The 24,728-nt window shown below is 40.8% G+C and carries 25 protein-coding genes; 13 read left to right on the forward strand and 12 right to left on the reverse strand.

Features of this window, described 5'->3' with window-relative positions; genetic code table 11:
- Window positions 1–26: 26 nt before the first annotated feature.
- The 4 genes from ACTJKG_RS08420 to ACTJKG_RS08435 all read left to right on the forward strand — a co-directional run bounded on the left by ACTJKG_RS08420 (window position 27) and on the right by ACTJKG_RS08435 (window position 3,382).
- Window positions 27–1,013, forward strand: coding sequence for an amidohydrolase family protein (locus ACTJKG_RS08420; RefSeq protein WP_172335005.1), 987 nt, complete (start codon window positions 27–29; stop codon window positions 1,011–1,013).
- A gap of 95 nt (window positions 1,014–1,108) precedes the next feature.
- Window positions 1,109–1,930, forward strand: a complete 822-nt coding sequence (locus ACTJKG_RS08425) for an SDR family NAD(P)-dependent oxidoreductase (protein WP_172335006.1) — start codon at window positions 1,109–1,111, stop codon at window positions 1,928–1,930.
- Window positions 1,931–1,989: 59 nt separating this feature from the next.
- On the forward strand, window positions 1,990–2,886 hold the full coding sequence (locus ACTJKG_RS08430; RefSeq protein WP_440738941.1) for a helix-turn-helix domain-containing protein: 897 nt from the start codon (window positions 1,990–1,992) through the stop codon (window positions 2,884–2,886).
- Window positions 2,887–3,166: 280 nt separating this feature from the next.
- Window positions 3,167–3,382, forward strand: coding sequence for a hypothetical protein (locus ACTJKG_RS08435; protein ID WP_076375321.1), 216 nt, complete (start codon window positions 3,167–3,169; stop codon window positions 3,380–3,382).
- 56 nt (window positions 3,383–3,438) lie between these two features.
- Here ACTJKG_RS08435 and ACTJKG_RS08440 read toward each other — a convergent pair whose 3' ends face one another.
- Complete coding sequence (locus ACTJKG_RS08440) at window positions 3,439–3,990, reverse strand: DUF2892 domain-containing protein (RefSeq protein ID WP_172335008.1); 552 nt, start codon at window positions 3,988–3,990, stop codon at window positions 3,439–3,441.
- Window positions 3,991–4,062: 72 nt separating this feature from the next.
- Between ACTJKG_RS08440 and ung the strand changes: the two genes are divergently transcribed.
- Complete coding sequence (gene ung / locus ACTJKG_RS08445) at window positions 4,063–4,740, forward strand: uracil-DNA glycosylase (RefSeq protein WP_172335009.1); 678 nt, start codon at window positions 4,063–4,065, stop codon at window positions 4,738–4,740.
- 122 nt (window positions 4,741–4,862) lie between these two features.
- On the opposite strand, the gene ACTJKG_RS08450 is transcribed toward ung, so the two are convergent.
- On the reverse strand, window positions 4,863–5,333 hold the full coding sequence (locus ACTJKG_RS08450; RefSeq protein WP_090465496.1) for an Lrp/AsnC family transcriptional regulator: 471 nt from the start codon (window positions 5,331–5,333) through the stop codon (window positions 4,863–4,865).
- A 141-nt stretch (window positions 5,334–5,474) separates the two neighbouring features.
- Here ACTJKG_RS08450 and ACTJKG_RS08455 point away from each other — a divergent pair, with 141 nt between their 5' ends.
- The 3 genes from ACTJKG_RS08455 to smpB all read left to right on the forward strand — a co-directional run bounded on the left by ACTJKG_RS08455 (window position 5,475) and on the right by smpB (window position 8,526).
- A complete protein-coding gene (locus ACTJKG_RS08455) occupies window positions 5,475–6,128 on the forward strand; it encodes a metal-dependent transcriptional regulator (protein ID WP_440738942.1) in 654 nt (217 codons plus the stop codon).
- Entirely contained in the window at window positions 6,125–8,008 is a 1,884-nt protein-coding gene (locus tag ACTJKG_RS08460; protein ID WP_172335011.1) for an Nramp family divalent metal transporter, read from the forward strand. Before ACTJKG_RS08455 ends, ACTJKG_RS08460 begins: the two co-directional genes overlap by 4 nt.
- A 62-nt stretch (window positions 8,009–8,070) precedes the next feature.
- Entirely contained in the window at window positions 8,071–8,526 is a 456-nt protein-coding gene (gene smpB, locus ACTJKG_RS08465) for an SsrA-binding protein SmpB (protein WP_172335012.1), read from the forward strand.
- Between the two features lie 123 nt (window positions 8,527–8,649).
- On the opposite strand, the gene ACTJKG_RS08470 is transcribed toward smpB, so the two are convergent.
- From ACTJKG_RS08470 to ACTJKG_RS08480, 3 genes are all read right to left on the reverse strand, one after another.
- Complete coding sequence (locus ACTJKG_RS08470) at window positions 8,650–9,309, reverse strand: protein-L-isoaspartate(D-aspartate) O-methyltransferase (protein WP_172335013.1); 660 nt, start codon at window positions 9,307–9,309, stop codon at window positions 8,650–8,652.
- Between the two features lie 230 nt (window positions 9,310–9,539).
- Window positions 9,540–12,032 (reverse strand): replication restart helicase PriA, encoded by a 2,493-nt coding sequence (gene priA, locus ACTJKG_RS08475; protein ID WP_440738943.1) that lies wholly within the window; start codon window positions 12,030–12,032, stop codon window positions 9,540–9,542.
- 117 nt (window positions 12,033–12,149) lie between these two features.
- On the reverse strand, window positions 12,150–12,536 hold the full coding sequence (locus ACTJKG_RS08480; RefSeq protein WP_172335015.1) for a DUF423 domain-containing protein: 387 nt from the start codon (window positions 12,534–12,536) through the stop codon (window positions 12,150–12,152).
- A gap of 85 nt (window positions 12,537–12,621) precedes the next feature.
- On the opposite strand from ACTJKG_RS08480, the gene ACTJKG_RS08485 reads away from it, so the two are divergent.
- On the forward strand, window positions 12,622–14,217 hold the full coding sequence (locus ACTJKG_RS08485; RefSeq protein ID WP_440738944.1) for a hypothetical protein: 1,596 nt from the start codon (window positions 12,622–12,624) through the stop codon (window positions 14,215–14,217).
- 137 nt (window positions 14,218–14,354) lie between these two features.
- Window positions 14,355–15,827, forward strand: coding sequence for a DUF5723 family protein (locus tag ACTJKG_RS08490; RefSeq protein WP_440738945.1), 1,473 nt, complete (start codon window positions 14,355–14,357; stop codon window positions 15,825–15,827).
- 12 nt (window positions 15,828–15,839) lie between these two features.
- Here the strand turns inward: ACTJKG_RS08490 and tsaB are convergent, their stop codons facing one another.
- The 4 genes from tsaB to rpmH form a co-directional block, all read right to left on the reverse strand.
- On the reverse strand, window positions 15,840–16,532 hold the full coding sequence (gene tsaB / locus ACTJKG_RS08495) for a tRNA (adenosine(37)-N6)-threonylcarbamoyltransferase complex dimerization subunit type 1 TsaB (RefSeq protein ID WP_440738946.1): 693 nt from the start codon (window positions 16,530–16,532) through the stop codon (window positions 15,840–15,842).
- A 123-nt stretch (window positions 16,533–16,655) separates the two neighbouring features.
- A complete protein-coding gene (yidD, locus tag ACTJKG_RS08500) occupies window positions 16,656–16,898 on the reverse strand; it encodes a membrane protein insertion efficiency factor YidD (protein ID WP_172335019.1) in 243 nt (80 codons plus the stop codon).
- A 1-nt stretch (window position 16,899) separates the two neighbouring features.
- Entirely contained in the window at window positions 16,900–17,304 is a 405-nt protein-coding gene (gene rnpA / locus ACTJKG_RS08505; protein ID WP_440738947.1) for a ribonuclease P protein component, read from the reverse strand.
- A 74-nt stretch (window positions 17,305–17,378) separates the two neighbouring features.
- Window positions 17,379–17,537, reverse strand: a complete 159-nt coding sequence (gene rpmH / locus ACTJKG_RS08510) for a 50S ribosomal protein L34 (protein WP_110583460.1) — start codon at window positions 17,535–17,537, stop codon at window positions 17,379–17,381.
- A gap of 141 nt (window positions 17,538–17,678) precedes the next feature.
- Between rpmH and ACTJKG_RS08515 the strand changes: the two genes are divergently transcribed.
- Window positions 17,679–18,554: a ChaN family lipoprotein gene (locus ACTJKG_RS08515; protein ID WP_440738948.1), complete on the forward strand. Its 876-nt coding sequence runs from the start codon at window positions 17,679–17,681 to the stop codon at window positions 18,552–18,554.
- 89 nt (window positions 18,555–18,643) lie between these two features.
- Here the strand turns inward: ACTJKG_RS08515 and mscL are convergent, their stop codons facing one another.
- Window positions 18,644–19,054, reverse strand: a complete 411-nt coding sequence (mscL, locus tag ACTJKG_RS08520) for a large-conductance mechanosensitive channel protein MscL (RefSeq protein WP_216650535.1) — start codon at window positions 19,052–19,054, stop codon at window positions 18,644–18,646.
- A gap of 190 nt (window positions 19,055–19,244) precedes the next feature.
- Between mscL and rpoN the strand changes: the two genes are divergently transcribed.
- Window positions 19,245–20,720: an RNA polymerase factor sigma-54 gene (rpoN, locus tag ACTJKG_RS08525; protein ID WP_440738949.1), complete on the forward strand. Its 1,476-nt coding sequence runs from the start codon at window positions 19,245–19,247 to the stop codon at window positions 20,718–20,720.
- 131 nt (window positions 20,721–20,851) lie between these two features.
- Here the strand turns inward: rpoN and ACTJKG_RS08530 are convergent, their stop codons facing one another.
- Together ACTJKG_RS08530 and ACTJKG_RS08535 are read right to left on the reverse strand one after the other, a co-directional pair.
- Complete coding sequence (locus ACTJKG_RS08530; RefSeq protein ID WP_440738950.1) at window positions 20,852–21,868, reverse strand: PorP/SprF family type IX secretion system membrane protein; 1,017 nt, start codon at window positions 21,866–21,868, stop codon at window positions 20,852–20,854.
- Between the two features lie 122 nt (window positions 21,869–21,990).
- Window positions 21,991–22,440 (reverse strand): response regulator, encoded by a 450-nt coding sequence (locus ACTJKG_RS08535; protein ID WP_172335023.1) that lies wholly within the window; start codon window positions 22,438–22,440, stop codon window positions 21,991–21,993.
- A gap of 125 nt (window positions 22,441–22,565) precedes the next feature.
- Here ACTJKG_RS08535 and ACTJKG_RS08540 point away from each other — a divergent pair, with 125 nt between their 5' ends.
- Entirely contained in the window at window positions 22,566–24,686 is a 2,121-nt protein-coding gene (locus ACTJKG_RS08540) for a sensor histidine kinase (protein ID WP_172335024.1), read from the forward strand.
- The last annotated feature ends 42 nt before the right edge of the window (window positions 24,687–24,728 follow it).

Genomic DNA, 24,728 nt, shown 5'->3' on the forward strand with positions numbered 1-24,728 from the left:
CCCGACAAACATTTTATCAATTTAACATGAGAATAGTAACACTTGAAGAACATATTTCTTTTCCGGAAATGGCTGATCAAATACCCAAAGCTGCTTTGGGTGGCTTTGGTCAATCAGAAAGGATGCAGCAGTTGGTTCCCAAGCTGGCTGATATTACCGGCGAGCGATTAAAATCAATGGATGATAATGGCATTAGCATGCAGGTACTCTCTGTGGATAGTTCTGGGGCCAATCTTTTAAGCCCGGAAGAAGGCCCGGCTTTTGCTACACAATATAATGACCTGATTGCTGAGAGGATAGCCGGTTTTGAGAGCCGTTTTGCAGCCTTTGCCCATCTCCCTATGACAGCTCCTCTTGCCGCGGCTGATGAACTGGAACGCGCTGTGACAGAATACCATTTCCGCGGAGCCATGATCAGGGGACTGACTAATGACAAATTTTTAGATCAACCCGAATTTGCCCCAATATTTGAAAGGGCCGAAAAGCTGGATGTACCCATTTACCTCCACCCCGGATTGCCGCCAAAAGGGATAGCCGATATTTATTACAGTGGATCGCCCAATCATTTGGGGATGGCCGAAGCACTGGCCTGTTACGGCTGGGGATGGCACGCAGAAACTGCTTTGCATGTTTTACGCCTGCTATATTCCGGCGTTTTCGATAAGTATCCGAAACTAAACCTGATTATTGGACACATGGGCGAAATGCTACCTATGATGATGGCTCGATCTGAACGGGCATTTAAACCCGGCAATGGAGGTGCCAACCAGCGTTCCCTTAGCGATACTTTCCATCAACAGGTTCATATCACTACCAGTGGTTTTTTTACGCAGCCACCTTTAAAAATCGCTTTAGATACTTTCGGTATTGATAATATTATGTTCTCTATCGATTATCCATTTAGTACCAACGAAATGGGTATTGAATTCCTGAACGCGATTGACCTTCCCGATGAGCAAGTGGCTAAAATTGCCCATAGCAATGCGGATAAGCTATTGAAACTGAAAATATAACTCTACACCGGGCAAAATATGTATCCGATATTCAGCGATATGTATAAGTCTGCCGGTACCGGCTGCCTGTAATTTTGTATCATAAAATAATTGATATGAAATCTAAAGTAATTTTAATAACAGGCGCATCCCGGGGGCTTGGAAAAATATGGGCCGAAGCATTTTTAAAACGTGGTGATAAAGTAATCGCTACCGCCCGAAATATTGATTCATTAAGTGATCTGGTATCCACTTATGGAGAATCGATATTACCTGTTAAACTGAATGTGAATAACCGCGAGCAATGTTTTGCTGCTGTTAAACAAGCTAATGAACATTTTGGCGGCATTGATGTGCTGATCAATAACGCTGGTTATGGTTTGTTTGGTGCCATTGAAGAGGCTACCGAGCAGGAAGCCCGGGATCAATTCGAAACCAATGTATTTGGTTTGTTGTGGATGACCCAGGCCGTTATCCCGGTTATGCGGGAGCAAGGTCATGGGCATATTATACAAGTATCAAGTTTGGCGGGTCACACAGGTGCACCTATTATAAGTATCTATGTAGCCTCTAAATGGGCAGTTGAAGGATTAAGCGAAAGCCTTGCTGCAGAGGTAAAAGGATTTGGCATCAATGTAAGTCTTGTTGAACCAAATGCCTTTGGCACAGACTGGAGCGGAGATTCGGCTATCAAAACACAATCTATAGCGGTGTACGATGGTATTAAGGAAACATTCAATAGCTACTTTACCCCTGAAATGGTCGGCAACCCCGAGGCAACTGTACCTGCTATTATTAAATTGGTTGACAGTGATCAGCCACCATTGCGCTTACTTTTAGGAAAAGTAGCTTTACCGCGTGTGCAACAGGTTTATGCCGACCGGCTGGCGGTTTGGGAATCCTGGAAAGAAGTTGCAGCGGCAGCACATGGTCATTAATCAGTTAAATTAAAAAATGATACGGCATTCCGTTGGCCGGATGCCGTATCTTTATCAAAATGAAGCATTTCAAAAATTTAAGCGATCTGCATAAAGCCCGGGGCTGGCCCATATCGGAAAACCCCTTACTTAGTTTGATGACGTGTGTAAATACATGTCCGGCTTCATGCGGCACGGCCTCAAATGAATATACAACGGTTTTTTATATAATCGCGTTTAAGAAGGTACTGTCTGGCGGTCTTTATTACGGACGCACCAAGTATGATCACAACCAGGGTTCTATGATCTATATTAAACCTGGTCAGGTAGTCGAACTTAAAAATCTCCAGCTGGAAGGAAGCGGATTTACGATCATGTTTCATCCTGATTTCCTGAATGGCGAATCGTTGCACCAAACCATCAAAAAATATAGTTTTTTCGATTACGAAACCAATGAGGCCCTCCATATTTCTCCCCGAGAGGAAGAAATTATGTGGGAGCTGTTCCGTAAGATTGAGACGGAATACAACAACAATCAGGATGAGTATACCAAGGAGATCATTTTGGGACATATTGAAGCTATCCTTAAATATTCTCAGCGTTTTTATAAACGCCAGTTCCTGAATAGGGCGGAACTTACGGGTAAGGTAATTTCTAAATTTAATAAAGCTATCCGGCAGTATTTTGAGAATGGCGAATTACAAACCAATGGCTTGCCAACCGTTACAGCAATTGCCGCCCAACTCAAAATGTCGCCTCATTATCTCAGTGATCTGTTAAGACAGGAAACAGGCCGATCAGCCATCGACCACATCCATAGTTATCTGATCACAGAAGCAAAAAACCTGCTGATTGGCGCCGACCTTACCGTAGCGCAGATTGCCTATCAGCTTGGGTTTGAAAATCCACCCTATTTCTCCAGGCTTTTCAGAAAAGAAACAGGTATTAGCCCGGTAGCTTATCGTAAACAACATTAAATAAGAATAGTATCACAGATAAACGCTGTCGGTCTGTTGCCGGAATTATTTATAATGCAGGTGTTCTGAAAATAAAAATAAAAGGACGCTTGTTGGTGCTCCTTTTTATGCTACTTTTGTCCCGGCCAAGCACTTAACGAGGCCATAATCAGGGCTATTTTGATACCCAACTCTGTATCAGCAATTTAATAACAATTTATTAATAAAAGCTTAAAATAAACAGTACTTTGTGTTTAATTATGTTGGTTATACTTGCAATAAACAACTATTAAAAAAAGTCATGACCAATTCAATTTTGGAGATCACCGAGAACGAATACCTGATCAAACTGAACAGAAGTAACTTCAACTTATCGTTCATCAGGAGTTTATTAAAGATGGTCGAAGTGGCCAACCCGACCGAAGAAAGCGACTATTCTTATAGCGACCGTGTAGTATCGCCTTACCAGAACCATTCTGCTACTGCCGATTATTTCAGCGCTATCGACGAGAAATAAAAAAGGGATGCTTTCGCGTCCCTTTTTTATTTTATCCTTATTATTTTCTTGTCCTGTTAGAACTGGCGATATCCGCCCCTTACTACCTGTTGCTTATCCATTTGAGCCATCTGTGTTTTCATCATCTTGATCTGCTCGGCCAGTAACTTATTCTTATCATCCTTGGCAGCCTCAGAAAGGTACATTTGCGCCTCGCGTTTATTACGTTTAGCCATAGAGATACCCGCCAGGCTCAATTTAGCCAAAGCCGTATTGTGCGACATTTTCATACCCAACTGAAGCGCTTTCTTAAAGTATTTTTCAGATTTCATTGGCGCCTTGCGCGATTCGATCAAACCGATCAGTAAGTTATAATAGCCATGCTGGTTTTTATGCAGCTGTTTTTCGTAATCAGTGATCTTCATTAACCAGGCTTCGGCTTTTTCAGAGTTTTCCTTACGCAGATAAAATTGTGATACGATCATATTCTCGTTAAAGAAGAAGCTCAATAGCACAATACCGCCCAAAAACAAAACTAAAATTCCCCAGCCCCAAAACCCGAAGGCACAAAGCGCAACCGCCGCACCGAACAGTACACAGGCTATAATTAGCCTAACAATATTTGACATAATTTATGATACTATATATTGAGTGCAAATATCCGTTAATTTGTACGCTTAATCAACATTATATCAATATTTATGGCAAATGCATTAGACCCCTCCTGGATGGAAGTTCTGAAAGACGAATTTGGGAAAGACTACATGATAAAACTAAAGGATTTTTTACAGAAAGAAAAGGCAGCAGGCCAGGTGGTTTACCCTAAAAACAGCGAAATTTTTAACGCATTTAACACCACCCATTTTGATGATGTAAAAGTGGTGATACTTGGCCAGGACCCATACCATGGTGCACACCAGGCGCATGGGCTTTCGTTCTCGGTGCAAAAAGGCATCGCCACTCCCCGTTCGCTCATTAATATTTATAAAGAACTGCAAACCGATATTCCCGGATTTAAGATACCAGCTCATGGTAACCTGGAAGACTGGGCCAAACAAGGAGTGCTATTATTAAACGCTACCTTGACGGTTAGGGCCAGCAGTCCAGGTTCGCACCAGAAACAGGGTTGGGAGGAATTTACCGACGAAGTGATCAAAACCATATCCGACAAAAAACAAGGCATTGTATTTATACTCTGGGGAGCCTTCGCGCAATCAAAAGCGGCATTAATTGATGAGAATAAACATTTTATCCTTAAATCGCCCCACCCCTCACCTTTTTCTGCCGATCGTGGCTTTTTTGGCAGCAAGCCATTTTCAAAAACCAATGAGATATTAAAAAGAGAAGGAAAAGCAGAGATCAATTGGCAGATAAGTTGAAAAGAGAATCAAGAAATTAGAGTCAAGAAGCAAGAGTCTTGCTGATCGGTTGTAAAACAAAAAAGTCAAGAAGCTAAGTTTTGATCTTGCTTCTTGACTCTAATCTCTTGCATCTTTTCGGACTAATACTCCAAAGGAACTATTGGTTCCTTTTTACTGGTTGACATGATCATCATGGTTTGGAAAGTTTTTACAACCGTGATACGGCTTATCTTTTCCATGATCAGTTGTTCGTATGATTTAATGTCGCGTACGTATACTTTCAGCAAAAAATCGCACTGTCCGGTTACATGGTGGCACTCTGTTACCTCTTTAATGTGTTTGATCTCATCCAGAAATGTTTGAATGGTATTTTTCTGGTGAAAATCAAGCGATATCTGTATAAAGGTTTTAATACCCAGGCCCAGTTTTTCCTCGTCAACCAGGGCATGATAACTCTTGATGTACTCAGCGTTCTCCAGCTTGCGTACACGCTCCAGGGTTGGGGCCGGTGAAAGGCCTATTTCATTTGAAAGTTGAAGGTTGGTTATTCTTCCGTTTTCCTGTAATATCTTAAGTATTTGAAGATCGATTTTATCTAATTCCGCAGCCATTAGGTTACAATAATGTACGCAAATATACAGTTTTCCTCTGTTCACAAAATTATATTTCTCTTAAAAGTAATTCAGCAAAAATATATTTCCCACGATTTTCATAATTTAGATAAGTCTAAATTTTTTATTAGATTTGTATAAATGAATACGTTAGCCGAGGAAAACTATTTAAAATCGATCTACCATTTGTCAATTGATGCCGGAAATGTGAGCACCAACCAAATTGCCGCGTCATTAAATACCAAGGCTTCCTCGGTAACAGACATGCTGAAAAAACTAGCCGATAAGGCGCTGATCAATTATACGCGTTACCAGGGCGTAAGCTTAACCCCCGCAGGCGAGAAGATCGCTGTTAATATCATCCGCAAACACCGGCTCTGGGAGTATTTCCTGGTAGAAAAGCTTAAATTTAAGTGGGACCAGGTACATGATATGGCCGAGGAAATGGAGCACATATCATCGGCCGAACTGATTGACCGGCTTGATGAATTTATGGATTATCCGCAGCACGACCCGCATGGCGAACCCATCCCCGATTGTAATGGCAGGTTTAACGCTTCTGAATTAAAAGCCATATCTACATTAAGTGTAAACAATTGCGGAACCGTAGCCGGGGTGCGTGATCACAGCTCATCTTTTTTGCAATACCTCGAAAAGCAACAGCTTACGCTGGGAAAAAAAATATCGATCACAGAAATCGTGGAGTTTGATCATTCTGTGATCTTACAAACAGAAAATAAAAAAGAGATACACATCAGCCGCGAAGTGGCTAATAATTTACTGATAGCTTTATGACAGATACCCATAACCAATCATTAGGAGATGTACACAGCTCGGTTAGCACCGAAAATAAAACAGGCTGGCGTAAAATAATGGCCTTTCTGGGTCCGGCCTACCTGGTAAGCGTAGGTTACATGGATCCGGGCAACTGGGCTACCGACATTGCCGGGGGCAGCGCTTTTGGTTATAAACTAATATGGGTATTATTTGCCTCCAACCTCATCGCATTGCTGCTGCAGTCGCTCAGCGCACGCCTGGGCATTGTTCGCGGGCTCGATCTGGCGCAGGCATCCAAAAATGCTTATCCCCGCTTTGTGAATTTCTGGCTGTACGTATTAGCGCAAATAGCCATTATAGCCTGCGATCTGGCCGAGATCATCGGTATGGCCATCGGCTTAAAATTGCTATTTAACCTGCCATTGATATGGGGCGTATCGCTTACCATAACCGATACCATCCTAATGCTTTATTTAATGAACAAAGGCATGCGTAAACTGGAAGGTTTTATCATATCCATGATATTTATTGTAGGGCTTTCATTTTTAATAGAGATGTTCATTGTGCAGCCCAACGTAGTTGAAATAGCCAAAGGTTTTGCGCCCGGCAATTTAAGTGGCGACGCGCTTTACATTGCCATAGGTATTATTGGAGCTACAGTGATGCCGCATAATCTGTACCTGCACTCCTCGCTGGTGCAAACCCGGCAAATCACCCGTACAGACGCGGGTATTAAATCGGCTATTAAATTCAACCTGTTTGATACCGTTATAGCACTTAACCTGGCCTTTTTTGTAAACGCCGCAATCCTGATACTGGCAGCTACAGCCTTTTATAAAAACGGCTATTTTAAAGTTGCCGAAATACAGGATGCCTATAAGCTGCTTGAGCATATTTTTGGCAGGGTTGCCCCGGTACTTTTCGCCATCGCTTTGATAGCCTCAGGACAAAGCTCTACCATCACGGGGACACTTGCCGGACAAATTATTATGGAGGGCCACATCAACCTGCGTATTGAGCCCTGGCTGCGCCGTTTACTTACCCGTGTGCTGGCTATTGTACCGGCCGTTTTCACCATCATATATTTTGGAGAAGAGGGATTGGGTAGCTTGATTATATTAAGCCAGGTGGTGCTGAGCCTGCAACTGGGTTTTGCGGTTATCCCGCTTATCCACTTTACATCTGACAAAAAACGGATGGGTAAATTTGCCATCAGTCTTAAAGTAAAAGTATTGGCCTGGGCCTGCGCCATCCTTATTGTTGCGTTAAACGGCAAATTGGTATACGAACAATTATTTGATTGGATAAAAGAATACCCATCCGCCGCCGCCTGGATCTATGCCCTGGTTTTCCCCATTGTTCTTGCTGTAGCGTTACTGCTGATATATGTATTTTTCAGACCGATGTTATACAAACATAAAGATCAGCCATTTTATGCACCTCATGGTATTGCCAGTGCCATCACCGAGCTTGATGCCATTACTTATAAACACATAGCCATAACCATCGATTTTTCAAAAAACGACAACGACTGCCTGCGCCATGCTATTATGCAGGGCGGCAAACGGGCTACTTATACTCTGATCCATGTGGTGGAAACTGCCGGCGCGCGTTACTATGGTAAACAGGTTATGGATAACGAAACCCAAAGCGATGTAGACAACCTGAATAAGTATGTTACTGCCCTGGAAAACCTGGGCTATAAAGCACAGGCGCAAATTGGTTATGGTAACCCGGCAAGCGCTATCGCTAAGATTGTAAATGAAGAAAATGTCGATTTTATTGTGATGGGTTCGCATGGTCACAAGGCCCTGAAAGATCTTATTTTTGGTACCACTGTAAACTCGGTTAGGCATATGGTGAATGTGCCGGTATTGGTGGTAAAACCAAGCAGGTAATAATATAGCAAGACCTGTTTTGGTTATTTTGCGTAAATTTGCACCTCACCGAAAGGAAAAACATGACTACTCAGGATAAAATATATATAAAAAACAAGAAGGCTTATTTTGAATACCACATACTGGATAAGTATGTAGCCGGTATTCAATTGCTGGGCACTGAAATAAAATCGATACGTGAGGGCAAGGCCAATATCAACGATGCCTTTTGCACCTTTATCAATAATCAACTGTTTGTACGCAATTTGCATATATCAGAATATTCATACGGATCATTCTATAACCACGAGGCCAAACGCGACCGTGTGCTATTACTTACCAAAAAAGAGCTTAAAAAGCTGGTAACCCGTGGCGAAGAAAAGGGCCTGACCATTGTGCCATTAGCCCTGTTCATCAGCGAACGTGGTTTTGCTAAACTGGAAATTGGACTTGCACAAGGTAAAAAGACATTTGACAAACGCGAAACAATGAAAGAGCGCGACACTAAAGTTGAAATGGACCGGGCAATGAAAAGGTAAGCCCCCCAAACCTCCTAAAGGGGGCGTGCACTTAACAAAACAGCCTGCTTTAAATATTTAAAGCAGGCTGTTTTGTTAAGTGAATTTGCTAATCAAAAGCTCCCCCTTTAGGGGGTTGGGGGCTCACCATGCCTTATCTCCCACCAAAGGCACAAATCTGAAAGTATCCAGCACAATCTTTTCGTAGTCATTTTCGGCAACCTTGAGTATAGTTACCATTTTTTGAGTTTCTTCGTCACCAACCGGAATTACCAGGATACCACCTATTTTGAGTTGTTTCAAAAGCACATCAGGCACTGTAGGTGCACCGGCCGTTACGATGATCTTATCATAAGGCGCGTGTTTGGCTATACCAATAGAACCATCACCACAAAAAAAGTTGGGTTTATAACCCATCTTTTCGGGCAGGATAAACCGGGTGCGCTCATACAATTTTTCCTGGCGCTCAATCGTATAAACTTTAGCGCCGAGTTCCAGTAATATACAGGTTTGGTAACCTGAGCCTGTGCCTATCTCCAGTACCTTATCGCCTTTGCGTATATGGAGCAATTCTGTTTGATAAGCAACAGTATAGGGTTGCGATATGGTTTGCCCCTCGCCTATCGGAAAGGCAATATCGCTGTAGGCCTGGTTCCAGAAAGTTTCATCAAAAAAATAGTGGCGCGGTACTTTGCTTATGGCCAGCAATACTTCTTCATCCTGGATACCTTTTTTTCGCAGGATGTCAACCAATCGTTTACGGGCGCCTTTTTCGCGATAATTATCAATATACTTATAAGCCATTTATAAGGCAAAGGTAACAGGAAATTCAGCATTTAGGGGATGCGGGTAACGTAGAGATGGGTAATTCATTATGTGTTAGCCGGTAAAAAAATTAAGATAATTAACAATAAACAAAAACGTGATTCATTTGCGAGCGATAGCGTGGCAATCCTTAACTGTGCAGAAAGGCTCGGGTATTCGGGGATTGCCACGTCGTTCCTCCTCGCAATGACGCATCGGAGAACATCCCTTTAATACGGATCAACATCGGGCTGAATAATACTGCCTTTGCTTAATTTAGTTGTTTGAAATTGGGTGGTCACATCGCGCAGTATAGCCTTAGCTTTAACAATGGATATACCATCCCGCTCAAATTTGAGCATGATAGATTTGATATAATAATTACGGATGCGACTGATGAGCGGTGATTCAGGACCTATTACCCGCTCGCCAAAATGTTTGCGCAGTTCATTACCCAGGTAATTGGCCTGATTGTATAACACTTCCGGGTCTTTATGTTTAATATCCAGATTGATGATGCGGTAAAACGGCGGATATTTAAAGCTTTTACGCTCTTCCATTTCCGTAAAATACAGATCGTTATAATCATTGGCGATCACCTGTTTGATAACCCGGTGATTAGGATCATAGGTTTGGATCACCACTTTACCCTGTTTACCCCGTCGTCCGGCACGACCGCTTACCTGTGCCAGCATCTGGAAACTACGCTCATTGGCCCGATAATCTGGAAATTTAAGCATGCTATCGGCATTGATGATTCCTATGAGGGTAACATCGGCAAAATCAAGCCCTTTGGCCACCATTTGAGTACCTACCAGTATGTCTATCTTTTTCTCTTCCAGATTGTTTAATATGGTTTGCAGGGAGTTACGGGCGCGGGTGGTATCCAGATCCATGCGGGCAATACGAGCTTCGGGTAGTAACAGACTTAATTCGTCCTCTATCTTTTCGGTACCAAAACCTTTGTATTCCAGGTGCGTTGAACCGCATGCCGGACAAATAGACGGTGAATCTTCCCGGTAACCACAATAATGACAATGCAGTTTGCCGCTACTCTTATGATAGGTCAAACTTACATCGCAATTGATACATTTTGGCGTATATGCGCATATTTTACACATCAACACCGGGGCATATCCACGCCGGTTTTGAAACAGGATCACCTGCTCCTGATGGGTCAGGGTCTGATTAATACCCTCCATCAGCACACTGGTAAAATGCGATTGTATAGTTTTTTGCTTAGTTTCATGACTGATGCTTACTACCTGTACATCGGGCAGTTGTACACCGCCATAACGTTCAGTAAGTTCAGCAAAGCCATACTTATGGGTACGGGCATTATAATAGCTTTCAAACGACGGTGTAGCCGAACCTAAAAGCACTTTACCTTGATGCGTATTGGCCAGAAAAATGGCTGCATCACGGGCATTATATCGCGGAGCCGGATCAAATTGTTTATAAGAGGTTTCGTGCTCCTCATCCACCACAATCAGGCCGAGATCATTAAATGGCAAAAAAACCGATGAGCGCGCACCCAGTATTACTTTATAATCATTGTTCAGCACCTTTTGCCAAACCTCTACCCTTTCGTTATCATTAAACCGGGAGTGATAAACACCGATGTCGGCACCAAAATATAGGCGTAGCCGTTCAATGATATGTGTGGTGAGGGCAATTTCGGGCAACAGGTAAAGTACCTGCCGGTCGCTGCGCATCATTTCTTCTATCAACCTGATGTAGATCTGTGTTTTGCCCGATGAGGTAACTCCATGCAGCAGTACCACATCTTTCTCCTGGAATTGCGTACGCACACTTTGCAGCACTTCGGTTTGCTGTTCGCTTAACTCAAAGTTGCTGTTCAGTTCTTCTTCCTCTTCAAAATGCAAACGGCTCACATTTTTTTCCTCTGCGATAAGAATCTCTTTTTCTATAAGCGATTTAATGCTCGATTCACCTGCTCCGCTTTCTTCTATCAGCTCATTTTTGGTGATGGCTTTCTGATGACGTGCCAGTTTTATATAAGCCAGCAGCGCATCAGCTTGCTTTGGAGCGCGCTTCTCCAGTATCGGGAAAAGCTCACGTAAATTATCCGGATTGTTATAAACCGGGTTCAATGTAATAAAAGTACGCTTGCGGGGTTTGTAACGTTCGCTTACTTCCTCGGATATATGGATGATGTTTTTCTCGAACATCAGTTTCAGGATAGGCATTACCGTTTTCTGACCCAATAATTTGGCAATATCACTTACGGTAAGCTCCGGCTGGATATCCAGGGCTTCTACAATCAAGAATTCCTTATCATGTAGCGTTGAGCGGTCAATATCATACTCTTTATTGAGCACAATGCGGGTTTCACTGGCCAGTTTTAGGGCAGCGGGTAATGCGGCGTTCATTACCTCGCCAATATTGCACATATAATAATCGGCCAGCCATTGCCAAAAATGTAACTGATGAGGCGTTACAACCGGCTGATCGTCCAGAATATCAATAATGTATTTAGCTTCATATTTTTCGGGAGCAAGCGTGCTGATTTCCTTAACAATAGCAGTGTACAACTTACTTTTACCAAATTGCACCACTACTCTTTTACCTATGGCGATGGCATCATTCAGTTCATACGGCACCCGATAGGTATAATTTTTTGAAATTGCCAGTGGTAAAATCACTTCGGCAAAAAGCGTTTTACGGTCGGTATGATCAATTTCAGCAAATTCCAATATCATGTAAATCCTAAACTCTAAAGACTAAATTCTAAACCCTAAAGGGGAAATTCTAAAAACTAAATACTCAACTCCAATTCCAGTCCTTGATCTTTTACCCCAAAAGCCTTGCTCCAAAAATCATTTATTCCTAAAAGCAGCTACAGCCAGCATCAGCCAACCTAAAATAAACAGCAAGCCACCCAATGGTGTAATTGGGCCAAGGGCAATCAACCAATCCCAGCCAAGAATACTCCGGCAGGATAACAAGTATAATGATCCCGAAAAGAAAAGAATACCAAAAGTAAAAAAGTAATAAGCCAGAGTTATCTGGTTGTTTTTAAAGCGCGCAAAGGTTGATAAGAAAAGCAAAGCGAATACATGATAAAAATTGTACTGTACCGCAGTGTGCCAAACTTCAAGATCAGCGGCAGATAAGCGCCCTTTTAAACCGTGAGCACCAAACGCTCCGGTAATAACGGCTAGCATACCAAAAAACGAAGCCGTGATAATTATTTGTTTGTTCATGCAGATATAAAAAGCTAAGTTAACCAATTGAAAGTATTACTTTAATGCCGCAGCGTAAAATTCTATCTTTGTAAAGCAATCCGCTATGAAACGTCTGATAGTTATCACCTTAATTTTACTTGCTGCTGCTATAGCTATAACAGTTGTTTACTTTAAAAATTTAAGTCCGCCAGGGGTACGCACCGGGCAGGTGATGCATACTATACCTGATAATGCTACCGCAGTATTTGAATTTAACAGCGAAAAAGGATTCTACGACATTTTTAAAGGCAACCAGCTATTAGGCGCCATTATTGGTAAAGATAAACTGGCCGATCTGGATACACTCCGCAAATTATTGATCACCTCACCACAACTGGAACATTTTTTCGATGGGCAAAACGTATTTATTTCGGTACATCCGTCAAATAGCAACGATATAAATCTGCTTATTACCGTGCCCACTACGAATGATTTTAAAACCGATGCCCTCACTGCCTTAAATACCCAGCCTGCCAGTGGCCTGTCTGTAGCCTCCATACGTAATGCTGTTGGGGTAACCTATGATGTATTGGTCAAGGCCATTAACAAACATTTTTACATCACCCAAAAGGAAAACAATATTTTTGCTGGTAGCTTTTCAAAAGAGCTGATAGATCAAAGTATACTATACCGGGATGATAAAAGCAAAAACGTCTTTGTTCCGCTGCCCGAACAGCAAAATTCCAACTCCCTGGCTAACCTTTATATTAATTACAGCCAGCTTATCCCCCTCTTTGACCAGGTATTTAAAAACAAGAATACCGATATTTTTAAAAGCTTTAAGCTATTACCTGCTTTAGCTGCCCTGACTTTAAATTTTAAGAACGACGCGTTGATGTTTAGTGGTTTTACTACCATACAGCATAACCATACAGCGAGCTATTTAAATCTATTCGCCGATCAGCAGCCAGTGGTGAACCATTTAAAAGATATTTTTCCGTCCACTACAGCCTATACTATCAACTTCGCTGTCTCTGATCCTACAAAATTTTCTGCTGAGCTTTCGCAATGGCATATCCAGGCAGGTATCAATAAAGACAAGGTTGATCTTTTTAGCAAGATCAAGACAGAAACCGGTGTACTTTTAAAACCAGAATTTGAGCACCTGTTGGGTAACGAGTTTGCAGTAGTAACTACCCGTTACCAGGAAAAATACGCTATCGTTTCTGTTAAAGACGGATCAAAATTACGCCCTATTATGATGAATGTGAGTACCATGACCAATGATAACATCGGGCAGTTTAATTACGATAAAATTCCCTTTTATCTATTAGGTGATGCTTTCAGCATTTTCAGGAAACCCTATTTTATGATCATTGACAACTATCTGGTACTGGCGGCAACTGCCTCTGAACTTACCAGTTACTCAGATACCTATTTTAACCGTAAGTTTATCAGTAAAACTGATCAATATAACCAGTTTGATAACCTGCTGGCCGAAAGAAGTAACATCGCTTTTTTCATCAACTTTAAAAACTCACAATCAATACTCAAACGTGATCTGAAAGATGTTTTTTATGACGCTTTTGAAAACTCCGATCTCAGTTGGAAAAGCTTTTATGCCGCTGCTTATCAGTTTAGTGCCTCTGACAAAAACTTCTACACCAACCTATGCATGCGCCTGAATAATACAGACAGCACTGCTACTCAAATTAAATAAAAAAAACATACAACCATACGCTATCAATTCCCGTTAAAAGGGGCTATTGTGTCTGAATATTTCCTTAGAGTTTAGGGAAATATTTACTACTGGTTTAAAATAAACCATTAATAAACAGAAACTTGGCAAATTGTCGTATGAATAAAAATAAGCTATTAATTCTTTTTGGGCTACTATTTTTCTCTTTATCAGTTTCTGCACAACAATTTTCGCAATACAATACGGGCACGTTGTATGATTCTTTCGAAAATCCCTCACAACGATCATTCATCCCGGATTCCAGCCGGCAATACGCCTTTAACTTTTTTATCCCGAGTTTTAATGTGAATACCTATTTAACCGGAAATGCGCAACGTACTCTTAAAAGCAAAATATTCGGCAATAATTCACAATACTTTACCGATAATTTACAAATAGGCCAGGGTAAATACAATCATTTCAACGCCAATATTAATGCTTATGCTATTATGTTTAAGCTATTTACAAGTTTTAATGGCGATGTAGAGATAGGCTTTTCGGCACAGGTTAAAGCAGAAGCCCGGGGACTTTTTTCAGACGAATCATTTGCCCTGTTAAATGGAACAAGGAACTTTCCTAACGATAATTATACTAATATATTTAATGACAATTACCGGTACCAGGCTTATCACCAGATAGGTTTTTCATATCGCGAGCGTATCAATAAAAAAATAGCCCTTGGTTTTAAAGTAAGCGCATTATTGGGTATACAGTATCAGCAATTTAACATTACTCATTCGGAAATCGATTTTGATCGAACAAACCCAAACAACCCAAGTGCCTTGCTCGGCTTAACCGGCAGGTATTATGCCAACTATATTCCCGGCCAACGCGATGCACGTGATTACTTGCCCAATCTACGCAATCCGGGTGCCGCTATTAGTTTGGGCGCCTCTTACACCACAGATGACCGCATAACCATACAGGGCAATATTAAAGATCTTGGTTTTATTCACTGGAGTAACCGGTCGGCCACTTATGACTTTAATAATAGTGGTGTGATCAACAATTTAGGATCCCAGCACTTTGCAGATACGCTTTATGACCGGGTGCATAAAATAATGCAGGACGATAATCATAAAACAGTTAAACCACTTACTACCCCCATAAACGGTCTTGCTGAATTGAGTGCTACCAAAAGCTATTGGATAGGCTACGGCAATTTATGGAAATACTCGCCAACACTTATAGCCTCAAAATCTTTATTCTATCCGGATTTTACAGGAGCATTGGTTAACCATTTTAATTATCGGGGTATTTTTACTGCAACGCTCAGTACAAGCTATAGCGACATGCATTTTTTTAATATTGGTACACAACTCATGATCAAATCTCCTAATACCGAATTTTATATAGGTACCGAAAGATTGACCAATACCGGCAAGTTGGCATTAGCGGCTGTAAACAATAACTCACAAATAAATCATGTGGGTAATTATTCGGGAGGTGATTTTTATTTAGGATTTACCCTGAAATTCGGCCGCGTAATTGAACACCCCATGAACGCCAGCATCATTCCGATGGGCGAAAAGGGCTTTTTTGGTCGCCTGTTTGGGCGATTATTCAAAACCAGCACCAATAAAGGGATCTAAATATTAAGCTATTTATAACGCTTTCTTTCCGGCTATAAAATCTTTGAGATAGTAAGGTTCAAAATAAGCTACATCTTCAAATTCCTTCTTCCCGAATTTGTCAGCGGCTTTTTGGGTAAGAAAAGTTGCCGAATTAACAAAGCCTGACAAAAATTTAGCGTTAGGGTTGTTACCTAATATAGCCTCGCACTTATCGGCCCCATCACCAAAAAACAGGATCTGCTGTTTATTGAGTTCGTCGGCAAAACTTTGCTCATCTATAATATCTGCCGAGGTTGGGCGTACTTTTTGGCCAGCAGCATCAAACAAGGCACAATATACCTCCATGCGCCGTGCATCTATCATGGGACATAAAAGTGCATTCTGATCAACTATAAAGTCATCTTTATGAATAATACCATAAGCCATAGCTTCCAGTGTTTCGATAGCGATGAGTGGTTTATCCAGGGCAAAACAAAGCCCCTTAGCCGTCGAAACCCCAATCCTTAAACCAGTATAGGAACCAGGACCACTGCTTACAGCAATAGCATCAAGCTCGGCATAAGTTAAATTTGCAGAAGTCACCAACTCATCAATAAAAAGCGTAATCACCTCTGCATGTATGTTACGTTCGTTGATCTGTTTAAAGGCAACAACTTTGCCATCAACAGCCAGGGCTACTGAACAGGAAGTGGTTGCGGTTTCTATTTGTAAAATAACGCTCATTTTTTTCAGTTCATTAGTTCAATGGTTCATTTGTTTATTGGTTGCAATGTCAGTTATATCCGTTAGTACAGTATATCACACTACAAATACTAATGAACCATTGAACTAATGAACAAATACCAATCACGGTACCGGATCATGGCCGTGCCCTCCCCACGGATGACAGCTGGCAATGCGTTTCAAAGTTAACCATCCGCCCTTAAAAGCGCCGTGTTTTTTGATAGCTTCTACGCCGTATTGCGAACAGGTTGGTGTATACCGGCATGAAGCACCTGTAAGCGGGGAAATAAAATATTGATATATTTTGATCAACAGTATAAAAATACCACCAACAATTGCCTTCAATATCCTGATCAGCCCCTTCATATCATTTCACCGGGATGTTATTTGCAGTCGTTAATTGCTCTCCAAGCTGGTTTAGCATCTTCAGCATCTTTTTTTCAATAACACTATAGGGCACGATTTCCTTTCCGATATACCCCACCGACAGCACAATAGTTTTATCGGCCGCCACTAGTAAATTATACAAAGATTCCTGCTTGTGCAGCCTGTACGACTCGCGCATGCATCTTTTTATTAAATTACGGTCGACAGCGTGCTTATAACGCTTTTTTGAAACCGAAAATAAAATCTGGGCGGGGAATAGTTGTGGTTCGGAATGAAATAACCACGAAGCTTTGAAGGGATAACACAAAAAAGAAGAACCGTTATGAAAAAGCTTATCAATAAGCCTTTTGTTACATAATCGTTCTTCTTTTTTAAAAGTATACATAGTTGCCATAATTGAACCGGAGTTTGAGCATATAAACGGTCCATGTCCCTTATGAAAGGACCAAGCAACCAGGTTTATGCTTTATGACGACCTTCGTCAGAAACTGTTAATCTTTTTCTGCCTTTAGCTCTTCTGGCTGCTAATATTCTTCTACCGTTAGCAGTTGACATGCGCTCACGGAAACCGTGTTTGTTTCTTCTTTTTCTTTGAGAAGGCTGGAAAGTTCTTTTCATGACTGTATATTTTTATTCTATTTCGATCTTTTTAAAAACAAGAGCGCAAATGTAGTAATTTTTCAAAACATTTCAAATACTATTTTTCTTATTTGTTGCTCTATGTTTCTTACTGTAAATTAAGCGTTTTAAAACCGTAATATGAAATCACTGCTTATCCTGCTCTTAATAGCTTTACCATCAATTGTTTTAGGGCAGGGTGCATCGCCTTCTCATTACAAAATATATAGCACGACCGAACAAAAACTGGTAACAATTACTGATATTATTCAGCAAACCGACAAAATTGACGTACTATTTTTTGGCGAAGAACACAATGACTCAACAGCTCATTCACTGGAATATGCCATATTTAAAGGCTTAACAGAAAAATATCCTGGGCGCACGGCTCTATCCATGGAGATGTTTCAAACCGATTGTCAATTGATGTTAAATGAATATCTTAATGACTTCATCCGCGAAAAGAACCTGCTAACCGATGCCCGTGCCTGGCCAAACTATAAAGATTACCGCCCGCTGGTTGAATTAGCCAAAGTCAATCATTTACCAGTGGTGGCCGCCAATGCGCCATCGCGTTATACCAATATGGTAACACGTAATGGTCTCGGCAGCCTGGAACAACTCAGCAAACAAGCCAAAGGCTACCTGGCGCCCCTTCCTATTGATACCGCTACCGGTGCATATTATGATAAATTTATAAAGATCATGGGTGGGCACGAAGCCATGGCCGGCATACAGATCTATCAATCACAAAATTTGTGGGATGCTACCATGGCCTGGTCGATAGCGCAATTTTTTAAAACCCATAGCGGATTTAAAATATTACAGCTTAATGGCGGTTTTCACAGTGAAGAAAGGTTGGGCGCAGTAGCTCAACTCAAGAAATATGCTCCAAAAGCAAGGATACTAACCATAGCCTCTTACAGCGGAGAAAATTTTGACAATCCCGATTGGACAAAATTTAAATCCCTGGCAGATTACGTTATTCTAACAGATACAAAATTAAGTAAAGAATAAAGAAGATTAAGGACAAAAGGATCAAGGATTAAAGACAAAAAGCATCTCCATCCATGATCCTTTGATATATTTTCTTGTCTTTGATCCAGTTAAGCTTTTTTAGCTAACAGGTCACGTATCTCGGTAAGTAAAGTTTCTTCTTTTGTTGGTGCCGGTTCTGCAGCAGGAGCTTCCTCTACAGGTTTTTTAAGCGAGTTGATAGCCTTTACAACCATAAAAATACAAAAGGCAACAATCAGAAACTCGATCACGGTATTGATGAAATTACCATAATTGATAGCAACCTCCGCCACTTTATTTGCCGGGTCAGCTGGTTTTAAAAGCACTTTCAAATTTTTAAAATCAATGCCACCGGTTAAATAGCCAATTGGTGGCATGATAACATCATTTACCAGGGAGGTAACGATCTTACCAAAAGCTGCACCAATGATAACACCCACTGCCAGGTCAACAACGTTGCCGCGCATGGCGAACTCTTTAAACTCTTTGATTATTGCCATATTGATAGATTTTAGTTAATAATTAGTTCAGGTAACGGTATAAATAGGTTTTAGTTTTAACTAATGTAACGAATAAATTTTAATGCCGTTCAAACAAATTATATTTTCTGGTATTTAATACCAGCGTCCATATGCCATAAGATATTTTAAAGTTAATGGTAATTGATGTATTTTTGGGCTCATCTTAATTATGCTTAAACAGAATCTTCAACAAAAACTCTTACAAAAGCTTTCACCGCAGCAAATACAATTTATAAAATTGCTGCAGGTTCCTACAGTTTCTCTGGATACTCGTATTAAAGAGGAACTGGAAGAAAATCCAGCGCTTGAAGATCTGAGCTTAACAAATTTAAACGAACCCGAAGAGCAATATCCAGATCGGGATCCAGACGAAGACACTTTTAATAGTGACGAAGAAAAGGGCGAAATGGATGAGTTTAATATTGATGATTACCTGCAGGATGATAGCGTAAACGATTACGGTTCACGTTATGATCAAAACGGTGATGATGAAGATGAACGCAAGGAGATCCCAATAGCGGTACAAAATTCTTTTTTTGAAAGCCTGCAATTACAGCTCGATCTGCTACCGCTAAGTGATAAAGATTTCAAGATCGGTCAACAAATTATCGGCAGCCTGGATGATGACGGCTATTTACGCCGCCCCATCATGTCACTTACCGACGACCTGGCATTTTCACAAAATGTAATGGCCGAAGATGAAGAGGTAGAAGATATGCTGCGGGTGATACAAGGATTTGACCCGGCTGGTGTTGGTGCCCGGAGCTTACAGGAATGTCTTTTAATACAATTGCGTAAAAAAGACCCTAACGATCCCATCATCGCGAAAGCCATTATTGTGGTTGAACAATACCTTGACGAGTTTACCCGTAAACATTACGATAAACTGGAGAAATCATTAAACATGAACTCCGACGAATTACGTGGTGTAGTGAACGAAATACTCAAGCTTAATCCCAAACCAGGCGATTCCAACGAGATCAATACCAAGCAAATGCAGGTGATACCCGATTTTCATATCACCAATAATGATGGTACGCTGATATTAACCCTAAACTCTAAGAATGCTCCGGAACTAAGGGTAAGCCGCTCCTATCAGGAAATGTTTCAGCATTACGATAAAGCAGCGCAAAAAGATAAAAAACTCAAAGAAGCAGTACAATTTGTAAAACAGAAGCTCGATTCGGCCAAATGGTTCATTGATGCTATCAAACAGCGTCAGCAAACTTTGCTAAAAACCATGAACGCCATTATGCAGTATCAATATGAGTTTTTCCTGACAGGAGATGATAAAAATCTGAAACCGATGATCCTGAAAGATATTGCCGACAGGATAAATATGGATATCTCCACTGTGTCACGTGTGGCTAACTCCAAATACGTACAAACCGAATTTGGCACTTTTCTGCTCAAATCGTTCTTCTCCGAAGCTATCCAGACCGAAAGCGGCGAAGAAGTATCTAACAAAGAAGTAAAAAAGATCCTGGAAGAGCATATAGGCAAAGAAGACAAGCGCCATCCTCTGGCCGATGAAAAATTAACCGATATCCTGAAAGACGCCGGCTATAACATCGCCCGCCGAACAGTGGCCAAATACCGCGAACAAATGAATATCCCGGTTGCAAGGCTCAGAAGGGAGCTATAAGCCCCCCCAGCCCCCTAAAGGGGGAGCAAAATACAGGAACACTAAAAAGTAAAGCCCGGTTTAAATAAAACCGGGCTTTACTTTTTATACCGCTTGCAAATCAAAGTTCCCCCTTTAGGGGGCTAGGGGGCCTAAAACGTATGCTGTGCGCTACTTACTTTGTAACGGTTATTAAGTAATATGCCTATCACAATTTCATGTGTACCATTACTTACCGTATTCAGGGCTGATGTGGTGACATCATAGGAATAACCAATATTTACAAACGAGCTCAGATTAAGCCCAACCAGTCCTGCATAAGAATCGCTATGACGGTATGAACCACCTATCCAAAGCTTATCTGCAAAGGATAATTTCATATTAAAATCATAACTTGTTGGTAACGGTCTTATATACTTCAGCATAACCGATGGAATAAGCGTAACCTCATCCGACAGAAACAATTTAACCCCGCCCGTTAAAAAATAATTAGGTACAGTTTTGTTCTGATATTGGTTTGCTTTGCTAATTACATACAAATTCTGCGGCAATATCTGCTGAGCCGAAACACCTATAAAATAATCAGAAGCATAGGCCCAGACACCTATCCCCAAATCAGGTTTCCATTGATTATTATTCAAACTGCTTAATATAGGATCCGAGGGATCCGAGGTGCTCAGCGCCGACAGGTTTAGCACATTATGACTAAAGCCAGCTGATACCCCAACTGCCAGATTTAGCTTGCTGGATAATCCAAGGTGATAGGCATAACTAGCATCGATATTGGTTTGCGTAAAAGGACCTGCTTTATCTGATACCACCGTTAACCCAACGCCGTGATGTGGCTCTGCAGCCTGGTATTGCTGTGTATACAACCTACTAGCCGGATTAAGGCCCCCGCTGGCCGGGAAAGCATTGGCATCGCCTTGTATAAATTTTTGGCCAATGGGCATATTTACTGACAGGTAAGCCGTTACGGGCGCACCATCCAGGCCTGTCCATTGGCTGCGGTAACCTGTTTTTACATCCGTATAATTCTCGATACCTGATAAAGCAGGATTTAAGAGGTAACTGTTAAAAATGTATTGGGTATATTGTGGCCGTTGCTGCGCCACAACACACTGAATAAAAAGAACAAAAATAAAGGCTATGAATAAGGACCTTTTCATCAATTAAACGTTTATAGCCGGCACAATTTAGCCTTATTTCAAGGTCAAACAGCCCTAAATGTGCGCTATAAACTAAGATAACCTTTATAAATAATATTGTATAGAGCCGTGGAACCGGTGGATTACCGAAAAGCTTTCGACAGGGTTTCCAGTTCCATGTTTGCTATCTGCAATTTGTAGGTGAGGTCTTTATTTTCTTTTCGCAGGTTATAAATTTCGATGGCATTTTGGATATGGATCCTGAGTTCATCATTTTGCCATGGCTTTACCAGGTATTTGTAAACCTGCCCGCGATTAATGGCATCAATAACAGCATTGATGTCTGAAAAACCGGTTAATAATATCCTGATCGTATCGGGGTTGGTTTGCAAAACCGATTCCAGAAATTCAATACCTGTAGTAACGGGCATGCGCTGATCTGTTATAATCACCCCCACCTCATTTCCATCCAGTATCCTCCGACCTTCGGCAGCAGAACTGGCCGTATATATATTAAAATCACGCCTGAAGGCCGCTTTAAAACTATTCAGGTTATTAATTTCATCATCAACATACAACACTCCTACGGCCATAGCAAAACACTTTAGTGAACGGGTAATATCTTCAAATAGGCTTACAAAAGTAAATTTATGCAAAGTTTAACTTATTGCACATTTTTATTATAATTATTGTTCTGTATATATGTAACAATTATATCATGAAAAAAATATTACTAATCGGGTATCTCATGCTAGTTGGGCTTGCAGCTTTTGCCTACTCAACTGATACTTTGGTTATTAATAATGATCAATCAATCTTGTTAACCAACAGATACTTCTATGAACTTGACGCTCCTGATAATAATTTAACCATTGCCCAGGTTTTAAACAGTTCTAAGTTCCATCGCATTAAGCAAACACTTCCGGCTTTAAAATTCTCTAAATCTATCACATGGATAAAATTTATTTTAAAAAATAACAGTAAGGAACCGATGGTGACCATTGGCATAAATGCCAGCGTTATTGATGAATTTGATCTTTATTATACCGAAAATACAAACACGGCACCACAACACTTAAGTCCTGACCACACTCAAAATCTCGCTTTTATAGATTATCCACTATTACCTGGAGCCACAGGCACCGTGTACTTACGAATAAGAAGTAATGCTGCTGCTATTATTCCGGTAAAAATTTACAGCACATCCACTTTTTTAGAAAGTCGTAATCTTGAAAATATAACCAATGGGGTTATAGCGGGTATTTTTATCGTAATGACACTATATAACTTATTGTTGTTTTTTATAGTTGCCGACAATAGTTACCTGTACTATGTAAATTATATCATCTTTTTGGGCTTATCGCAATTACTTAAACGTGGCTATGGAACCGATTTATTTACAACAGACATAATCACCTTAAATAACTATGTAATCCCCGTGGTTAGGGTACTGCTTGGGTTTTCTATTTTGCTTTTTATGAGCACGTTTTTACAGCTCAAGCAACACTTAAAACAATGGTATAAGTATTACCTGCTGCTCTATTTATTGTTCTTCGTAATTCTTATTGTGATTGCGACTGGTATGACTGCTATTGCCTATAATTTAATTACCATTAGCACTACTATCACCGCCATTAGTTTACTTATTATAGGTGCCTACGTTTACCATAAAAGTAATTTCAAGCCGGCCAAATTCTTTTTACTGGGTTGGGGGCTGTTCTTAATAAGCCTATTAATATCTGTTGCACGCAATAAAGGACTTATTCCATACAGTAATATCACAGCTAACATTGTTATTTATAGTTCTGTGTTAGAACTGATCCTGTTTTCGGCAGCTTTGGCCGAGAAGATTAACTTTTACCGGTATCAAAAAAACGAATCGCAAAGCTTTGCCCTTACCATTGCCCGGGAAAATGAACGACTAATAACACAGCAAAACATCCTGCTGGAAAGCAAGGTAAAAGAACGTACCGAGGAATTAATTAAGATCAATAAAAGTCTTTCCTTATCCATAGATAATCTTACAGCCACACAAAAGCAGCTCATCGATAATGAAAAAATGGCTTCGCTGGGACAGCTTACAGCCGGCGTAGCACATGAAATTAATAACCCCATTAATTTTGTAAGCTCCAATATAGCCCCCTTACGACTTGATTTTGATGAGCTTTTGATTTTATTGGACAAATATGAAGATGCTTTGAACAACCCGGACCAAGTTCCTTTTTTAAAGGCGCTTGATGATTATAAACAAAAGATCGATCTTAATTTCATAAAGGATGAAATAACTATCTTATTGAATGGAATAGAGGATGGCGCTAACAGGACAGCAGAAATAGTAAACAGTTTGCGCACTTTTAGCAGCACCGATGAGCAGGTATTAAAAACGGCAGATATCAATAAATCGATCCTGAATAACCTGCTGATCTTAAGAAGCACCATTCCGTATTACATCGAGATCAGACCTGTTTTTGACAAGCTGGAGCCTTTAAACTGTTATCCTGGTAAAATTAACCAGCTCATTATTAATCTGGTCAACAATAGCATATATGCCATAAAAAGTAAGCATCATCATAGTGATGAGTGTATCATGATCATCACCAGGGATCATCCAGACCATATTTCTATTGAAGTAACCGATACCGGCATAGGCATGAGCGAAGAAACCAAACAACGCATTTTCGAACCTTTTTTTACCACTAAAGGTATTGGTGAAGGTACAGGTCTGGGGCTTTCCATCGTATTTGGTATCATCGAGAAACACCGCGGCAGTATCGAAGTAATATCCTCGCCCGATAAAGGTGCTACGTTTAAGGTATCGATCCCTAAAAGCTTAGCTTAGTAAACCCTAAAAGGCGGCAGATTTGGTTAAAAAAGTGGGTTT

The sequence above is a fragment of the Mucilaginibacter sp. 22184 genome (assembly GCF_052045695.1).
GTDB lineage: Bacteria > Bacteroidota > Bacteroidia > Sphingobacteriales > Sphingobacteriaceae > Mucilaginibacter.